Source organism: Streptomyces olivochromogenes, from assembly GCF_021538895.1.
GTDB lineage: Bacteria > Actinomycetota > Actinomycetes > Streptomycetales > Streptomycetaceae > Streptomyces > Streptomyces olivochromogenes_A.
Map to the genome: position 1 here is coordinate 18,588 of NZ_JADDRL010000027.1, position 15,990 is coordinate 34,577.

Sequence of the window (15,990 nt, forward strand, 5' to 3'; positions counted from 1 at the left end):
CGCGGCTCGTCAGGTGCGTCCCCCGGACTTGTCGCCCCGCGGAACGGTGGCGCCGCCGCCGGCCCGCACGGCTTCCACCGCCGCCTGGTGCAGCTGCCTGCTGTCCTGCGCGGAGGCGCAGGAGACCGGACTTCCGGCAACGGTGAACCATGTGGAAGTGCCGCTGTACTGGACCGCCACCCGAGCGTGCCTGCCGTCCCAGGTGGTGTGCAGGGTCAGGTCACCGGTCACGGTTCCGCCCTCGTCGGTGCAGACGCCTCCCCGCCCGGCGAACACCCCTGTCGTCGTCCACGATGCTTGGGCCATGACCATCAGCCTTCTTTCCTGCTCGCGCTGCCTCCCATGGTCGCTCGCATCGCCGATCCCTGCCCGGGACGACTTCGGTGCACGGGGCCGAGCGGGGCATGTGTCCCTGCGTGCCGTCCAGCTCTCACGGACAGGCTGCCCGACGGCGCATGGGGATGTGACGGGAGGAGGCCGTCATGTCACTGAGAGTGGTCGAGGCCCCCGTGGGCCGGGGCCGACCACGTCACGGGCGGAAGGCGAAGTCCAGAACATCGTCGCAGGTCACCGGCGCATCGACGGCGACCGCGACCGCGACGTCACGGTGTCAGGGAAGCGGCGACACCGGCGGCCCATGCTGCGATCGCCGTGAAGTCCCGGAAGTCGCCGCCCTTTCCGGAGCGCAGGATCATCCCGGCCATGCGGCCCTCGGCGCCTGCTTCGAGGCATCCTCCGAAGGTGACGTGCTCGCGGGCGCCCAGCCGGGTCATGGCCCGCTCGACACCGGGCACCGGCGGAATGTTCCGCTCGGAGGCCGACGCGTCCAGGGGACCGCTGCTGAAGAACCACACCGGGCGCTCCGCGAGCTCGGCGCGGTGCCTACGGACGAACCGGCGTGCGTCCTTGTGCCAGCGTCCGGCGTACAGGGCGCCGCCGACCACCACGGCGTCGTACGACGCCACACTTCCCACGGACCGGGCCGGCAGCGCGTCGACCCGCAGCCCGTCCTCGCGCAGGACCTCGGCAACCGTTTCGGCGATCCGCGCCGTCGATCCGTTCTTGGTTCCGTAGGTGACCAGCACGCTTACGGTCATGGCGGTTCGCCTCCCTTCACCGTCCGCGCAGCCAGTGGTCGGCCGCGTCTCGCGGCGCCCGTTCCCCGGTGCGCGGGTGTGCGTCGTCCAGGCGGTGGGTGAGCCCGTCCACCACGTCGACCACGCCGTCGATCTGACGGGTCATCGAGAGGGCGATCTCCGTCTCGCTCCTGCGTTCCATGTGCCCGGTGAGCGTGACGACGCCCTCCGTCACGGAGACGTCGACGCTGCGGGGCGGCAGCCGCAGAGCACGTATCAGTACTTCTCCGATGACCTCGTTGCGGAGCTCCTTGTCGGGCCGCAGGAAGACCCGCAGGAGGTCGCGCCGGGTCACGATGCCGACGAGCCGATCCTCCTCGTCGAGGACGGGAAGCCGCTCCACGTGCCGCTGGGCCATGGTGCGGGCGGCCTGGGCAATGGTGTCGTCGGCGTGCACGGTGACGGGCGGCCCGGTCATCAGCTCACCGGCGGTGCGGGCCTTCGCCTTCGCGGCCCGGCGCCGGGCACCCGGGGTCAGTGCGACATGCCCGGCGCGGCGCCGGGCCTCGTACGGGCCGGGACCTGTGGCCTGACGGATCACCAGATCCGTTTCGGAGACGACCCCGACGACCTTGTCGTCCTCGTCGACCACCGGCACTCCGCCGATCCGGTGGTCCGCGAGCAGCTGGGCCACCACCTTGAACGGCATGCCGCGGTCGGCGCGTACGACGTCCATGGTCATCACGGAGCCGATCTTGTCGTGTTTCATGTCCATCCCCTCCTCAGCGGAGTCGGCGCAGGTACGGGTCCTGAGGGCGACGCGGCATCAGGCGCACTCGCGCGTCGAGCACGGTGACACCGCCGGGTGCCGCCAGGACCGGGTTGAAGTCGGCCTCGGCGAGCTGCGGAAGGTCCGCCGCCATCCGCGACAGCCGCAGGAGCAGCTGCTCCAGGTCCTCCAGGTCGACCACGACGTTTCCGTTCGCCCCCAGCAGCAGTGGGGCGCAGCGTGGCGACGTGATCAGTTCATGGACGTCGCGGTCGGTCAGCGGAGCCAGCCGGGCCGCGTGGTCGGCCAGCACCTCCGTGGCCGTACCGCCGAGTCCGAACAGGACGAGCGGGCCGAACACCTCGTCCTGGACCACGCCCGCGAACAGCTCGGTGCCGCGCGCGGCGAGCGGCTGTACGACCACGCCGGTCATCAGCCCCGCGAAACGGGTCTCCAGGTCACGGAACGCGGCCCGCACCTGCGACTGGCCGCGCAGGTCGAGGTGGACCGCGTGCTGCTGAGTCTTGTGCAGGAGCCCCGGCCAGTGGGCCTTCATGACCACGCGGCCGTCGAAGCCACGCAGCCGCTCGGCGGCGAGCACGGCCTCGTCCTCGGTCTCGGCCCAGGCCCACGGGATCTGCGGGATGTCGTAGCAGGCGAGGAGGTCGGCGCAGGTGCGCGGGTCGAGCCAGCCGCCGTCGGGGTGCGCGGCAAGGTGTTCCCGGACAATCGCGCCGGCCCGCTCGGTCTCGATGCCGTCGAGATCGGGGACGGTACCGGCCGGCCGGGCGAGCCAGGCGGCCCGGTCGGTCGCGCGGGCGAGCGCGCGGGCCGCCGCCAGGGGTTCGGCGTAGGAGGGGATCGTCCCTCCGTCGGCGGTGGGCAGCAGGCGTACCGGCAGGTCCTGCTCCAGGCGTACGGCGATCACGGGCCGGGCCCGCCGTCCGGGTGCCGCGGTGAGGGCACGGACCAGGTCGTCGCCGGTGGCCGCGGCGACCGCCGTGGGAACGAGCACCACGACGACGGCGTCGATGCCCGGGCACCGGGTGAGGCGGTCGACGCACTCCGTGAGCTGTTCCTCGGACACCCCGGCGGTGGCGTCGACCGGGTTGCCGACCACCGCGCCGTCCGGCAGGACGCCGAGCAGGTCATCGGCCGTCACGGGGGTGAAGGACGGGAGGGCCAGTCCCGCCTCCGCGCAGGCGTCGGCGGCGAGGACGCCCGCGCCGCCCGCGTTGGTGACGATCGCGACGCGGGACCCTTCCGGCAGCGGCTGGGAGTGGAACAGGGCCGCGGTTTCCAGGAGTTCGCCGATCGAGCGGGTCGCGGTGATGCCCGCCTGGGTGAACAGGGCCTGGCGGGTCATGGTGCGTGACGCGGCGGCCGCGGTGTGCGAGGCGGCCGCCTTGCGGCCCGCGTCCGTGCGGCCCGCGTCGACGGTCAGCACCGGGATACGGCGCGTCACGCGCCGGGCGGTGCGGGAGAAGGCCCGCGGGTTGCCGAAGGACTCCAGGTGCAGCAGCGCGAGGTCGGTACGGCTGTCGCTCTCCCACCACTGGAGCATGTCGTTGCCGCTGACGTCGTACTTGTCACCCAGGGACACGAAGGACGAGACCCCGATGCCCAGCCGGGACAGCCCGTCGAGCAGTGCGATGCCGACCCCGCCGGACTGCACCGCGACACCGGCCGTCCCAGGGCGCGGGTGGTCGGCGGCGAACGTCGCGTCGAGGCGCAGCTCCGGGTCCGTGTTGGAGATGCCGAGGCAGTTGGGGCCGACGAGGCGCATGCCGTAGGTGCGGCAGGCGGCCAGCAGTTCCCGGGCCTGGGAGGCATCGAGTCCGGCGGTTACGACGACGAGCGCGCGCACTCCGGCCCGGCCGCACTCATCGGCGACGCCCGGGACCGCGGCGGCCGGTACGGCCACGATCACGAGGTCGGGGGCCTTGGGCAGGGCGCTGACGGACGGATGGGACGGCACCCCGAGAACCGACGTCACGCTGGGGTTCACCGCGAACAGCCGGCGGGCGAAGCCTCCCGTGCGCAGGTGGTGGAGAACGGCCCGCCCCACCGACCCGGGCCTGCGTCCGGCCCCGACGACGGCGACGCTGTCGGGGCGCAGCAGTGGCTGGAGGCTGGCCACGTCGGCGGCCCGGCCACGGGCCTCGACGGCGGACAGGTAGGTGTCGTCGTCGTCGAGGCGGATGGTGCACTGCACCTCGGGTCCCTCGAAACGGCGGGAGGTGCGCAGGCCGAGGTCGGCGAAGAGACGCAGCACCTCGTTGTTCTCGCCGAGCGCTTCGGCGGTGAAGGTGGTGATGCCCTCCGCCCGCGCGGCCGAGACCAGGTGCTCGACGAGCAGAGTGCCCACGCCCCGGTGGTGCAGTCCGTCGGCGACGGCGATGGAGATCTCCGCGTCGTCCTTCTCCCCGCCGGTGTCGTACTCGGCGAGGCCGACGACCCGGCCGTTCGCCTCGGCCAGCAGGGCCCGGTGGCCGGGGCGGGCCTGGGCGCAGGCCCGGTCGGCGGCCGCCGCGGCCGACCGGCGGCTCGCCACGAAGAACCGCAGGCGGAGGTTCTCCGGCGACATCTCCTCGTAGAGCCGCCGCAGCCGATCACGGTCACCCGGCAGAACCGGACGGATGCACACGGTGCTGCCGTCCGCGAGCAGGGCGTGGACCGAAGGCCGGTGGAGCAGGTCGTCCGTCATCGCAGGTCTCCTCGCTCTTCGACACTTCGATCCTCCGGCGGACCGGAGGGTCTTCCAAGGGCTGTCCGGGGGCGGACGCGGGGCCGGTCTGCCCCGCACGGCGGTTTCGTCGGCCGCGTGGTCCACGGCCCGCAGGGCGGTCTCGTCGGCCGCCGGGTCGACGGCCCGCGGGCTCGGCTCGGTGCCGTCGACGCCGAAGATCAGTCAGTGGTCCGGCCGGCTCACTGCCCCGCGCCGAGGTCGAAGACGATCCGGGCCTTGACCTGGCCGCGCAGCACGGCGTCGATGGACTCGTTGACGGAGTCGAGCGGGCGGGTCTCGTAGACGACCCTGGTGCGGCCCGCCACGTGCAGTTGGAAGACCTCGGCCAGGTCCTGCCGGGTGCCCACGATCGAGCCGATCACGGAGGTGCCGTTGAGGACGGTGTCGAAGATCGGGACCTCGATCGTGCCGTGCGCCGGGAGGGCGACCATGACGAGCTTGCCGCCGCGCCGCAGCCCGGCGTTGACCGCGGCGAAGGCCTGCTCGTCGACCGCGAGCGCGAGGGCGGCGTGCGCGCCGCCGTACCGCTTCAGTGTCTCGCCCACGTCGTGCTTGCGCGCGTCGATGACGATGTCCGCACCGAGTTCGGCGGCGAGTTCGAGCTTCTCGTCGGTGACGTCGATCGCGGCCACCCGCGCTCCGGCGATCTTCGCGTACTGCACGGCCAGATGGCCGAGTCCGCCGACCCCGGAGACGGCGACGAGCTGGGCGGGCCGCACACCGGCGACCTTGAGTGCCTTGTACGTGGTGACGCCGGCGCAGGTCAACGGGGCGGCCTCGACGGCGCTGATGCCCTGCGGCACCGGTTGGGCGAAGTCGGCCCAGGCCAGCATCTTCTCGGCGTATCCGCCGTCGCAGGCGTACCCGGTGTTGATCTGCCGCTCGCACAGCGTCTCCCAGCCGGACAGGCAGTGCTCGCACCGCCCGCACGCCTTGCCCAGCCAGGGCACGGCCACGCGTTGTCCGACGGTCAGGTGGGTGACGCCGTCGCCGAGCCTCTCGACGAGGCCCACGCCCTCGTGGCCGGGCACGAACGGCGGGTTCGGCTTGACGGGCCAGTCGCCGTGGGCCGCGTGGATGTCGGTGTGGCACAGCCCGGAGGCCTCGACCCGGATCCGGACCTGGCCGGGGCCTGGCTCGGGATCGGGGCGGTCCTCGATGGCCAGGGGTTCGCCGAAGGCTCGTACGACCGCTGCCTTCATGATGTCAGCTCCTCGGGTGGGCGGGGCGGGACGGGACGGAGAGGGGTCAGCCGTGGGGGACTACGGCGACGGGAGCGGCGGAGTGGTGCAGGACGGCGTGCGTGACGTGGCCGATGTGGGCGCCGAGCGGGTCGCGGCGCATGCGCCGGCCCACGACCACCAGCGACGCCTCGCGTGAGGCGTCCACCAGGTGGACCGCCGGGCTGCCGTAGCGGGACTCCTCGACGACCTCCACGTCGGGGTGCTTGTGCCGCCAGGGCCGCAGCACCTCGGTCAGGGCGGAGGAGTCGCTCAGGGCCAGTGCTTCCTGCAGTACGGGATTGGCGGGTGTGGCGTAGGCGTAGTACGGCGGCGGGTTCCAGCCGTGGACGACGCGCAGGGACGTGGCTCGACGGGCGGCGGCGTCGAAGGCGTACTCGATCAGCGTGTCGTCCGGGTGCTTCGTGTCGAGCCCGAGCACCACCGGCCGCAACGACGCCGCGGCGGACGGAATCCCCACCGGATCGACCTCGTGCTCGTCATCGGACTGTTCTGGTGCGCGAACGAGGACCACGGGACGCTCCGCGTGCGCGACGACGGAGAGACCGACGGAGCCGACCATGAACCCGGCGATTCCGCTGAGTCCGCGCGAACCCAGGACCAGGAGTTCGGCGGTCTTCGCCGCCTCGGCGAGCACCTCGGCGGGGCGGCCGGCGACATGTTCGCCGGTCACCTCGACGCCGGGGTGGCGCCGGGCGATGCCCTCGGCGGCTTCGCGGGAGATCCTCCCCCGGTCCTGGGCCATGGGCTCCGGTACCGGTTCCCAGACGTGGAGGATCTTCAGCGGCAGGTCGCGCAACTGCGCCTCCCCGGCTGCCCATTCGGCGGCGGCCCGGCTCTCGGACGATCCGTCGAGGCCCACGATGACGGTGCGGAGCATGAACTCAACCTCCTGGAGCAAGGATTCGGATGACAGGGTCGTGTTCGAGGCTCGGCGGTCAGCGCAGCCGGGCCGTGACGTACTCCGTGAGGTCGAGCAGGCGGTTGGTGTAACCCCACTCGTTGTCGTACCAGCCGAAGACCTTGACGAGGTCGCCGTGCGCCTGGGTGAGCGGGGCGTCCAGGACGCAGGAGGCGGGGTCGCCGACGACGTCACGGGAGACGATCGGAGCGTCGGACACCCGCAGGATGCCCCGGAGCGGTCCCTCGGCGGCGTCCCGGAAGGCGGCGTTGACCTCGTCCGCGGTCACCGGTCGGTCCAGCACCACGCTCAGGTCTGTCAGCGAGCCGTCTTCCACGGGCACGCGTACGGCGATGCCGTCCAGGGTGCCGGCCAGCTCGGGCAGGACGAGGCCGACGGCGCGGGCGGCGCCCGTGCTGGTCGGGATGATGTTGACGGCGGCGCTGCGGCCACGGCGCGGGTCCTTGTGCGGGCCGTCGAGGACCACCTGGTCGTTGGTGTAGCCGTGGATCGTGGTCATCAACCCCTTGACGATGCCGAAGTGCTCGCCCAGCACCTTCACCATCGGCGCCACGCAGTTGGTGGTGCAGGAGGCGTTGGAGACCACGTGGTCGGTGTCCGGGTCGTACGTGCCCTCGTTGACGCCCATCACGATCGTGGTGTCGACGTCCTTGCCGGGCACGGACAGCAGCACCTTGCGGGCGCCGGCCTTCAGGTGCGCTCCGGCCTGTTCGCGGGTGCGGAAGCGGCCGGTGGACTCGATGACGACGTCCACGCCGAGGTCGCCCCAGGCGAGCGCGGCCGGGTCGCGTTCGGCGGTGACGGCGATCCGGTGGCCGTCCACGGTCAGGGACACGTCGTCGTGCTCGACGGCGCGGCCGAGGCGGCCGTATGTCGAGTCGTAGGTGAGCAGATGGGCAAGTGCTTCCGGTGAGGCGACGTCGTTGACGGCCACCACCTCGGCCGGTGTGCCGACTGCCGTCTCGGCGCGCTCCAGCACGCACCTCAGGTAGTTGCGACCGATGCGGCCGAAGCCGTTGATGCCCACGCGCACGCTCATGTCCCTTGCCCTCCTCGTCCGTTCGCACCTGGTTGCGCTGCCAGACTGCTGGCCGGCCACGGGCCGGCGCTTGGGCCGTACGGGCGCCGTGGGAGGGACGATCGACCCCGGGTCCGGTCCCGTTCGGAGTCTCGGCGCGCTTCAGGCAGGGCCAGGGCCGAGCGGCCCCGCGGCCGGGACGTCCAGTACCTGCTGTCGGGCGGCCGCTCGTTCAACGCTGGTGGCGTGGCTCGTCGAGCCCGAAATCCTCAGGCACCGGAAGCCGGAAGGAAGAACACATCGTCATGGACCGCTATGTGTACGGGTTCACCGAGGGCGGCCGCGACATGGCCGACCTGCTCGGCGGCAAGGGCGCCAACCTGGCCGAGATGACCCGGATGGGCCTGCCGGTCCCGCCCGGGTTCACCGTGACCACCGAGGCCTGCCGCGCCTACCTCGTCACCGGCACCGAGCCGGACGGGATGTCCCGCGCGGTCGCGGGTCACCTGTCGCTCCTGGAGGCCGGCGCGGGGAGGCTGCTCGGCCGGCCCGACGACCCGCTGCTGCTGTCCGTCCGTTCCGGCGCGCGCTTCTCGATGCCCGGCATGATGGAGACCATCCTGGACATCGGCCTCAACGACGCGTCCGTGAACGGTCTGGCGAAGTCCTCCGGGAACGAGCGCTTCGCGTGGGACTCCTACCGCCGCCTCGTGCAGATGTTCGGCAGCACCGTCATGGGCGTCGACGGCTCACTGTTCGAGAAGATCATGGCCGGCTTCAAGCGGGCCCGCGGCGCGGCGGACGACCTGGGCCTGGACGCGGCCGATCTGGCGGAGCTCGTCGAGGCGTACAAGGAGCTGATCCGGCGGGAGACCGGCGAGAGCTTCCCCCAGTCCGCCGCGGAACAACTGCGGCGTTCGATCCTGGCCGTCTTCGCGTCGTGGAACGGCGAGCGCGCCCGTCTGTACCGCCGCCGGGAGCACATCCCCGAAGACCTGGGCACCGCGGTCAACGTCCAGGCCATGGTCTTCGGCAACCTCGGTCCCGATTCCGGCAGCGGCGTCGCCTTCACCCGCGACCCGGCCACCGGACGGCCCGGGCTGTACGGCGACTACCTGCCGAACGCACAGGGCGAGGACGTCGTCGCCGGTATCCGCAACACCGTGCCCCTGACCGAGCTGGAGCGGCTGGATCCTCGGTCGTACGCCCAACTCCGCGACCACATGCAGACCTTGGAGCGGCACTACCGGGACCTGTGCGACATCGAGTTCACGATCGAACGCGGCCGGCTGTGGATGCTGCAGACCCGGGTCGGCAAGCGCACCGCCGAGGCCGCGTTCGCCATCGCCGCCGAGCTCGCCGACGAGCGACTGATCACCCCCGACGAGGCGTTGGCCCGGGTCAGCGGCGGCGGCCTCGCCCACCTGATGTTCCCCCGGTTCGACACGTCGGCCGTCGGCGAGGCGCTCGCGCACGGCGTCCCGGCCTCGCCCGGCGCGGCCGTGGGCGCCGCGGTGTTCGACTCCGCCGAGGCCGTCCGGCGGGCCGCCACGGGCGAGAAGGTCGTCCTCGTACGACAGGAGACCACCCCCGGCGACCTGCCCGGCATGATCGCCGCACAGGCCGTCCTGACCAGCCACGGCGGCAAGACCAGCCATGCCGCAGTCGTCGCCCGCGGCATGGGCAAGGTCTGTGTCTGCGGTGCCGAAGAGGTCGCCGTGGACACCGAGGCCCGCCGGTTCGTGGTGGGCGACACCCTTGTCGTGGAGGGCACGGTGCTCTCCGTCGACGGCTCCGCCGGCACCGTCCACCTGGGCGCCGCTCCGCTGGTCGACTCCGCCGTGATGCGGTACTTGGAGACCGGCGAGCGGTCGGCCGGGGTGGTCGAGGCCGTGGCCCGCGCCATGGAGAGGGCCGACGACGTACGGCGGATGGAAGTGCGGGCGAACGCCGACACTCCCGAAGACGCCGCCCGGGCCCGCCGGTTCGGCGCGCAGGGCATCGGGCTGTGCCGCACCGAGCACATGTTCCTCGGCGAGCGCCGCAAGTTGGTCGAGGAGATGATCCTGGCCCGGACGCAGGCCGATCGCGAGCGGGCGCTGAGGGTCCTGCTGCCCCTGCAACGGAAGGACTTCACCGGCATCCTGGAGGCGATGGACGGGCTGCCGGTCACCATCAGGCTCATCGACCCGCCGCTGCACGAGTTCCTGCCCGACCGTACGGAACTCGCCGTACGCGTCGCCGCCGCCGAGGCCCGCGGGGACGTCCCGGACGCCCGCGACACCGATCTGCTGAGCGCCGTGAACCGGATGCACGAGGAAAACCCCATGCTGGGCCTGCGCGGGGTCCGTCTGGGCCTGGTGGTACCCGGACTGGTCGCGATGCAGGTGCGTGCCATCGCCGAAGCGGTCGTGGATCGCGTGCGGGCCGGGGGCTCCCCGCGGGCGGAGATCATGGTGCCGCTGGTCGGCGCCGTGGAGGAACTGCGCATCGAGCGGGAGGAAGTGGAACGGGTACTGGCCGAGGTCTCCGAGGAGTCCGGCATTCCCGTGCGCTGCCCCGTCGGGACGATGATCGAACTGCCGCGGGCCGCCCTGACCGCGGGGCGGATCGCCGAGGAGGCGGAGTTCTTCTCCTTCGGCACGAACGATCTCACTCAGACCACCTGGGGCTTCTCCCGTGACGACGTGGAGGCGGAGTTCTTCTCCGCCTACCTCGACAAGGGCATCTTCGCCGCCTCGCCGTTCGAGACGCTGGACCGCGCGGGCGTGGGCCGGCTGATCCGAATCGCCGTCGCCGAAGGCCGCGCGGCACGACCCGGCCTGAAGATCGGCGTCTGCGGCGAACACGGCGGGGACCCGGACTCCGTCCACTTCTTCCACGCCACGGGCCTCGACTACGTCTCCTGCTCGCCCTTCCGTGTCCCGGTCGCACGGCTGGAGGCCGGACGGGCCGCACTCACCGGAACGGCGACGAGCGACAGCAGGTGAGGAGACGGCGCTGCCGTCCCCGCGTGGCTGCCGGGACCACAGGCCCCGGCAGCCACGCCCCGGGCGGGGTTCAGCAGGCGTTCACGCCGCGTGCGCGGAACTGGTCCCGGACCCGCCGGACCAGGTCGGGTGCCGGGCTCGGGGTGTCGCGCAGAGGGAAGGGCAGACCGAGGGCCTCGTACTTCGCCGCGCCGAGCTTGTGGAACGGCAGGATGTCCACGCGGTCGACGGCGGCGAGACCGGCGACGAAGCGGGCGAGACCGTCGACGGCTTCCGGGTCGTCGGTCCACCCGGGCACCAGGACGTAGCGGATCCACATGCGCTTGCCGAGCCGGTCGAGACGGGTGGCGAAGTTCAGGGTGGGTGCGAGCGTGCCGCCGGTCAGCTTGCGGTACGTGTTCGTGTCGAACGACTTGATGTCCAGCAGTACCAGGTCGGTGTCGGCCAGGAGGTCATCGGTGGCACGGGCGCCGAGGAAACCGGAGGTGTCGAGCGCGGTGTGCAGTCCGACCTCCCTGCAGCGGCGCAGGACCGCGCCGGTGAAAGCGGGCTGGAGCAGTGGCTCGCCGCCGGTGATGGTCACCCCTCCCCCGGCCGTGGTGATGAAAGGGCGGTACTTCTCGATCTCCGCCATCACCTCGTCCACGGTGGCCTCCCTGCCGTCGCGCATGTGCCAGGTGTCCGGGTTGGCGCAGTACAGGCAGCGCAGCGGGCAGCCGTTCACGAAGAGGACGAACCGGGTCCCGGGACCGTCCACGCCGGTGGACAGGTCCCAGGAATGGATCCGGCCGGTCGTCGTCGCGGCCTTCACAGCGATCCGTGGAAGGTACGGCTGATCACATCGAGTTGCTGCTCGCGGGTCAGGCGCACGAAGTTGACGGCGTATCCGGAGACCCGGATGGTCAAGTCGGGGTACTTCTCCGGGTGTTCCATGGCGTCTTCGAGGGTGGCCCGGTCGAGGACGTTGACGTTCATGTGGAATCCGCCGGAGGCCATGTAGGCGTCGAGGATGCCGACCAGGTGGCACGGGCGCTCCTCCGGACGGTGTCCCAGTCCCTCGGGCGTGATCGTCGTGGTCAGCGAGATGCCGTCGCGGGCCTGCTCGTACGGCAGTTTCGCGACCGAGAGCGCGGAGGCGGCGACCCCGTGCCGGTCGCGTCCGTTCATGGGGTTCGCGCCGGGGGCGAAGGGCTGTCCGGCTCGCCGGCCGTCGGGGGTGTTGCCGGTGTGCTTGCCGTAGACCACGTTGGAGGTGATGGTCAGCACGGACTGGGTGTGCTCGGCGTTCCGGTAGGTGGGGTGCTTGCGCACCTTGGCCATGAACGACTCGACCAGGCCGACGGCGAGGGCGTCGGCGCGGTCGTCGTTGTTGCCGTAGGCCGGGTAGTCGCCCTCGACGACATAGTCGACGGCGAGGCCGGTCGAGTCCCTGATCACCTTCACCCGCGCGTACTTCACGGCGGACAGGCTGTCGGCCGCGACCGACAGGCCGGCGATGCCGCAGGCCATGAAGCGGTGCACCGGGTGGTCGTGCAGCGCCATCTCGATGCGCTCGTAGGCGTACTTGTCGTGCATGCAGTGGATGACGTTCAGGGCGTCGACGTAGGTCCGTGCCAGCCAGTCCAGCATGCGGTCGTACGCCGTCGACAGCTCCCCGTAGTTCAGGTACTCACCCGTCAGGGCCGCCGTCTCGGGGGCCACCTGCTCGCCGGTCAACTCGTCCCGGCCGCCGTTGATCGCGTACAGCAGCGCCTTGGCGAGGTTGACCCGGGCGCCGAAGAACTGCATCTGGCGGCCCACGGCCATCGCGGAGACGCAGCATGCGATCGCCGTGTCGTCACCGGTGCGCGGCCGCGTCAGCTCGTCGGACTCGTACTGGACGGCGCTGGTGTCGATGGACACACGGGCACAGAACTCCTTGAACCCGACGGGCAATCGGGGCGACCACAGCGCGGTCAGGTTGGGCTCCGGAGCGGGCCCCAGGTTGTAGAGGGTCTGCAGGAAACGGAAAGAGGTCCGGGAGACCAGCGTGCGGCCGTCCAGACCCATGCCGCCGATGGACTCGGTCACCCAGGTGGGGTCACCGGAGAACAGGGCGTCGTACTCGGGAGTGCGCAGGAAGCGTACGATGCGCAGCTTGATGACGAAGTCGTCGATCAGCTCCTGCGCGCGCGTCTCGTCGATGGTTCCCTCGTCCAGGTCGCGCTGGAGGTAGACGTCGAGGAAGGTCGAGGTGCGGCCGAGCGACATCGCGGCGCCGTTCTGCTCCTTCACCGCGGCGAGGTAGCCGAGATAGAGCCACTGGACGGCCTCGTGCGCGGTGGCGGCGGGGCGGGAGACGTCACAGCCGTATGTCGCCGCCATCCGGCCGAGTTCGCCCAACGCCCTGATCTGTTCGGCGAGTTCCTCGCGGTCTCGGATGACGTGCTCGGTGGACGGCTCGGTGTCCAGCAGTGCTCGTTCGGCGCGCTTGGCCTCGATCAGCCGGTCGGTGCCGTACAGCGCCACCCTGCGGTAGTCGCCGATGATCCGGCCCCGGCCGTAGGCGTCGGGCAGCCCGGTGATGATGCCCGCCTTGCGGGCGGCGCGCATCTCGGGCGTGTAGGCGTCGAAGACACCGTCGTTGTGGGTCTTGCGGTAGGTCCCGAAGACCTTCGTCACGAAGGGATCGGGCGTGTAGCCGTACGCGCCGAGGCCGTTCTCGACCATCCGCAGGCCGCCGTTGGGCATGATCGCCCGCTTCAGGGGCGCGTCGGTCTGCAGGCCGACGATCAACTCCCGTTCCCGGTCGATGTATCCGGGGGCGTGCGAGGTGATCGTGGAAGGGGTGGCGACGTCGACATCGAGGATGCCCTTGCGCCGCTCCTCCGGGAACAGCGCGCTCACCCGGTGCCAGACGGCCCGGGTGCGTTCGGTGGGGCCCGCGAGGAAGGACGCGTCGCCCTCGTAGGGCGTGTAGTTGGCCTGGACGAAGTCGCGCACGTCGATCCGCTCGTGCCACCTCGTCCCGACGAATCCCCGCCACGCCTTCGCCGTGAGGCCGCCCACTGTCACCGTTGCGGTCATCGCCGGTAGTCCTCTCCCTGATGCGCCTGGTGGGTCTCTCCCTTCATGCTCGTCTCCGGCGGGCCGCGTCGGCAGTGCCGGGCAGCGCCCCTGCGCCGTGCCGGCAGTCCCCACATGATGGGCCGTTCGGCCCGGCGGGTGTCGCGCGCGTGGGCGAGGCCGGCCGAGGGGTTCGTCTTGGATCTCCGGCGATCCCATGTTCGGCCCCTGGCTGTCAGTCGGCCGCCAGCACCTCCACCCCACGCCCCGCGAGCTGTTCGAGCACCGCGTGGCCGGGGTCGGCGTCGGTGATCAGTCCCGTGATGTCCTCCCAGGGCAGGACGCGGAACCGTGAAGCCGTGCCGATCTTCTCGGACGAGGCGAGGATGTAGGTGTCCGCGGCCCGTGCGGCCAGAGCGCGCTTCATCGCGGCCTCCTCGGCGTCGCCGGTGGTGAGTCCCGCCTCCGGGTGGACGCCCGTGACACCGAGCAGACACAGGTCCGCGGAGACGTTCTGGGCGGCCTCGACCGCGGCCGCGCCGCAGGCGACGGCCGAGTGCTTGAAGATGCGGCCGCCGAGCAGGAAGACCTCGGCCTTCGGATGGTCGAGCAGCGCGGCCGCGATGGTCGGGCTGTGGGTGATCACGGTGCAGGCCAGGTCCGGCGGGAGCAGGTGGGCGACGGCGAGGGCGGTGGTGCCGCCGTCCAGGATCAGGGCGCTGCCCAGTTGTACGAGAGCGGCGGCCGCGGCGGCGACCTTCCGTTTGCCGTCGGGGGTGACGGTCTTGCGGGCGGCGTAGTCCGCCACGGCCGGGGAGACGGGCAGCGCTCCGCCGTAGACGCGGTGGCAGAGCCCCTCGGCGGCGAGGTCGCGAAGGTCGCGCCGCACGCTGTCCTCGGAAATGCCCAGGTCAGCGGCCACGTCCTTGGCCACGATCTTGCCCTCGCGGGCGAGAAGTCCCAGCAGGTGGTCGCGCCGCTCAGCAGCCAGCATTCGCACTCTCTCCTGTTCTTGCACGTTTCTGCATGTATCGTAGCGCGCCATGACCGACAAGCCGATGCTCATCCTCATCGCCGGGCCCTACCGTTCCGGGACCGACGGCGATCCGCGAGCCATGGCCGCGAACCTCGCCCGCCTCGAAGCGGCGGCGTGGCCGGTCTTCGCCGCCGGCCACCTCCCCGCGATCGGGGAGTGGCTCGCCCTGCCCGTCCTGCGCTCGGCCGGCGCGGGGCCGACGGACCCCCTCGCGGACCAGGTCCTCTACCCGACCGCCGACCGCCTGCTCGCCCACTGCGACGCCGTACTGCGACTCCCCGGTGACTCCACCGGAGCCGACCAGGACGTCGCCACCGCCCGCCGTCATGGCCTGCCCGTGTACCACCACCTGGACGAGATCCCGCGCCGCACCCCGCAGGAGACCGCGTGAACTCCCGCCCCGGCATCGACATCCCCGACCACCGCGGCCGCACCGGCCTGGACCGCGTCGGACGCGGACTGGACCGCAACCCCGACGTCGTGGTCCGCGACGTGGAGCTCACCTCCCAGGGCTGGCACGTACTGCGGCGCACCACCTTCGACTACCGGCGCCGCGACGGACGTTGGACCACCCAGCAGCGCGAGACGTACGACCGCGGCAACGGCGCGGTCGTCCTGCCGTACGACGTGGAGCGCGGGCAGGTGCTGCTCATCCGTCAGTTCCGTTACCCGGCCTACGTCAACGACCACCCGGACGGCATGCTCGTCGAGGCCGCGGCCGGGCTGCTCGACGGCGACGACCCGCTCGCCGCCGTCCGGCGGGAGGCCGCCGAGGAACTCGGTGTCACGCTCGGCCCGCTCACGCACGTCCTCGACGCCTACATGAGCCCCGGCTCGGTCACCGAGCGCCTGCACTTCTACGCGGCCCCCTACACTCCGGCCGACCGCACCGGAATCGGCGGCGGACTGGAGGAGGACGGCGAGGACATCGAAGTGCTCGAAGTGCCCTTCGCCGAGGCCCTCGCCATGGTCCGCGACGGACGCGTCACCGACGGCAAGACCATCCTGCTCCTGCAATGGGCCGCCCTGGACGGCCCCTTCGCCCCCACGGCAGTCACTGGCAGAGACCGTCCTGAAACTGACTGACACCGGTTGACCGCGCGCGACCCCACCCCGACTTATGAAGCAATTGTCAGATCGTCGT

At 71.7% G+C, this 15,990-nt stretch carries 13 protein-coding genes; 3 read left to right on the top strand and 10 right to left on the bottom strand.

The features are described from left to right. Positions 1–9: 9 nt before the first annotated feature. The 7 genes from IPZ69_RS16105 to gap form a co-directional block, all read right to left on the bottom strand. Positions 10–306: a hypothetical protein gene (locus IPZ69_RS16105; RefSeq protein WP_235454815.1), complete on the bottom strand. Its 297-nt coding sequence runs from the start codon at positions 304–306 to the stop codon at positions 10–12. Positions 307–602: 296 nt separating this feature from the next. After that, a complete protein-coding gene (locus IPZ69_RS16110; protein WP_235454816.1) occupies positions 603–1,097 on the bottom strand; it encodes a flavodoxin domain-containing protein in 495 nt (164 codons plus the stop codon). A 16-nt stretch (positions 1,098–1,113) separates the two neighbouring features. Next, the gene (locus IPZ69_RS16115; RefSeq protein ID WP_235454817.1) at positions 1,114–1,845 is read right to left on the bottom strand and encodes a CBS domain-containing protein; all 732 of its coding nucleotides are present in this window, start codon (positions 1,843–1,845) and stop codon (positions 1,114–1,116) included. Positions 1,846–1,858: 13 nt separating this feature from the next. Continuing rightward, positions 1,859–4,552 carry a bifunctional acetate--CoA ligase family protein/GNAT family N-acetyltransferase gene (locus IPZ69_RS16120; RefSeq protein WP_235454818.1) on the bottom strand — a complete coding sequence of 898 codons (2,694 nt, stop codon included), beginning with the start codon at positions 4,550–4,552 and terminating at the stop codon, positions 1,859–1,861. A 221-nt stretch (positions 4,553–4,773) separates the two neighbouring features. Beyond that, positions 4,774–5,796: a zinc-dependent alcohol dehydrogenase gene (locus IPZ69_RS16125; RefSeq protein ID WP_235454819.1), complete on the bottom strand. Its 1,023-nt coding sequence runs from the start codon at positions 5,794–5,796 to the stop codon at positions 4,774–4,776. Between the two features lie 46 nt (positions 5,797–5,842). Further along, positions 5,843–6,715: a universal stress protein gene (locus IPZ69_RS16130; RefSeq protein ID WP_235454820.1), complete on the bottom strand. Its 873-nt coding sequence runs from the start codon at positions 6,713–6,715 to the stop codon at positions 5,843–5,845. 58 nt (positions 6,716–6,773) lie between these two features. Then, a complete protein-coding gene (gap, locus tag IPZ69_RS16135) occupies positions 6,774–7,796 on the bottom strand; it encodes a type I glyceraldehyde-3-phosphate dehydrogenase (protein WP_235454821.1) in 1,023 nt (340 codons plus the stop codon). Between the two features lie 284 nt (positions 7,797–8,080). Here gap and ppdK point away from each other — a divergent pair, with 284 nt between their 5' ends. Next, positions 8,081–10,765: a pyruvate, phosphate dikinase gene (ppdK, locus tag IPZ69_RS16140; protein ID WP_235454822.1), complete on the top strand. Its 2,685-nt coding sequence runs from the start codon at positions 8,081–8,083 to the stop codon at positions 10,763–10,765. Between the two features lie 70 nt (positions 10,766–10,835). Here the strand turns inward: ppdK and pflA are convergent, their stop codons facing one another. The 3 genes from pflA to IPZ69_RS16155 form a co-directional block, all read right to left on the bottom strand. Then, the gene (gene pflA, locus IPZ69_RS16145; RefSeq protein ID WP_374293286.1) at positions 10,836–11,582 is read right to left on the bottom strand and encodes a pyruvate formate-lyase-activating protein; all 747 of its coding nucleotides are present in this window, start codon (positions 11,580–11,582) and stop codon (positions 10,836–10,838) included. Next, the gene (gene pflB / locus IPZ69_RS16150) at positions 11,573–13,831 is read right to left on the bottom strand and encodes a formate C-acetyltransferase (protein ID WP_235454824.1); all 2,259 of its coding nucleotides are present in this window, start codon (positions 13,829–13,831) and stop codon (positions 11,573–11,575) included. Before pflB ends, pflA begins: the two co-directional genes overlap by 10 nt. A 214-nt stretch (positions 13,832–14,045) precedes the next feature. After that, positions 14,046–14,804 (bottom strand): DeoR/GlpR family DNA-binding transcription regulator, encoded by a 759-nt coding sequence (locus IPZ69_RS16155; protein ID WP_235454825.1) that lies wholly within the window; start codon positions 14,802–14,804, stop codon positions 14,046–14,048. 49 nt (positions 14,805–14,853) lie between these two features. Between IPZ69_RS16155 and IPZ69_RS16160 the strand changes: the two genes are divergently transcribed. Both IPZ69_RS16160 and IPZ69_RS16165 read left to right on the top strand, forming a co-directional pair. Next, positions 14,854–15,237: a DUF4406 domain-containing protein gene (locus IPZ69_RS16160; RefSeq protein ID WP_235454826.1), complete on the top strand. Its 384-nt coding sequence runs from the start codon at positions 14,854–14,856 to the stop codon at positions 15,235–15,237. Further along, the gene (locus IPZ69_RS16165; protein ID WP_235454827.1) at positions 15,234–15,932 is read left to right on the top strand and encodes an NUDIX domain-containing protein; all 699 of its coding nucleotides are present in this window, start codon (positions 15,234–15,236) and stop codon (positions 15,930–15,932) included. Before IPZ69_RS16160 ends, IPZ69_RS16165 begins: the two co-directional genes overlap by 4 nt. Positions 15,933–15,990: the final 58 nt, after the last annotated feature.

Excerpts from the sequence above, each read along its gene's own strand:
- IPZ69_RS16105 (WP_235454815.1), bottom strand. The coding sequence starts at position 306 with ATGGCCCAAGCATCGTGGACGACGACAGGGGTGTTCGCCGGGCGGGGA.
- IPZ69_RS16110 (WP_235454816.1), bottom strand. The coding sequence starts at position 1,097 with ATGACCGTAAGCGTGCTGGTCACCTACGGAACCAAGAACGGATCGACG.
- IPZ69_RS16115 (WP_235454817.1), bottom strand. The coding sequence starts at position 1,845 with ATGAAACACGACAAGATCGGCTCCGTGATGACCATGGACGTCGTACGC.
- IPZ69_RS16120 (WP_235454818.1), bottom strand. The coding sequence starts at position 4,552 with ATGACGGACGACCTGCTCCACCGGCCTTCGGTCCACGCCCTGCTCGCG.
- IPZ69_RS16125 (WP_235454819.1), bottom strand. The coding sequence starts at position 5,796 with ATGAAGGCAGCGGTCGTACGAGCCTTCGGCGAACCCCTGGCCATCGAG.
- IPZ69_RS16130 (WP_235454820.1), bottom strand. The coding sequence starts at position 6,715 with ATGCTCCGCACCGTCATCGTGGGCCTCGACGGATCGTCCGAGAGCCGG.
- gap (WP_235454821.1), bottom strand. The coding sequence starts at position 7,796 with ATGAGCGTGCGCGTGGGCATCAACGGCTTCGGCCGCATCGGTCGCAAC.
- ppdK (WP_235454822.1), top strand. The coding sequence starts at position 8,081 with ATGGACCGCTATGTGTACGGGTTCACCGAGGGCGGCCGCGACATGGCC.
- pflB (WP_235454824.1), bottom strand. The coding sequence starts at position 13,831 with ATGACCGCAACGGTGACAGTGGGCGGCCTCACGGCGAAGGCGTGGCGG.
- IPZ69_RS16155 (WP_235454825.1), bottom strand. The coding sequence starts at position 14,804 with ATGCTGGCTGCTGAGCGGCGCGACCACCTGCTGGGACTTCTCGCCCGC.
- IPZ69_RS16160 (WP_235454826.1), top strand. The coding sequence starts at position 14,854 with ATGACCGACAAGCCGATGCTCATCCTCATCGCCGGGCCCTACCGTTCC.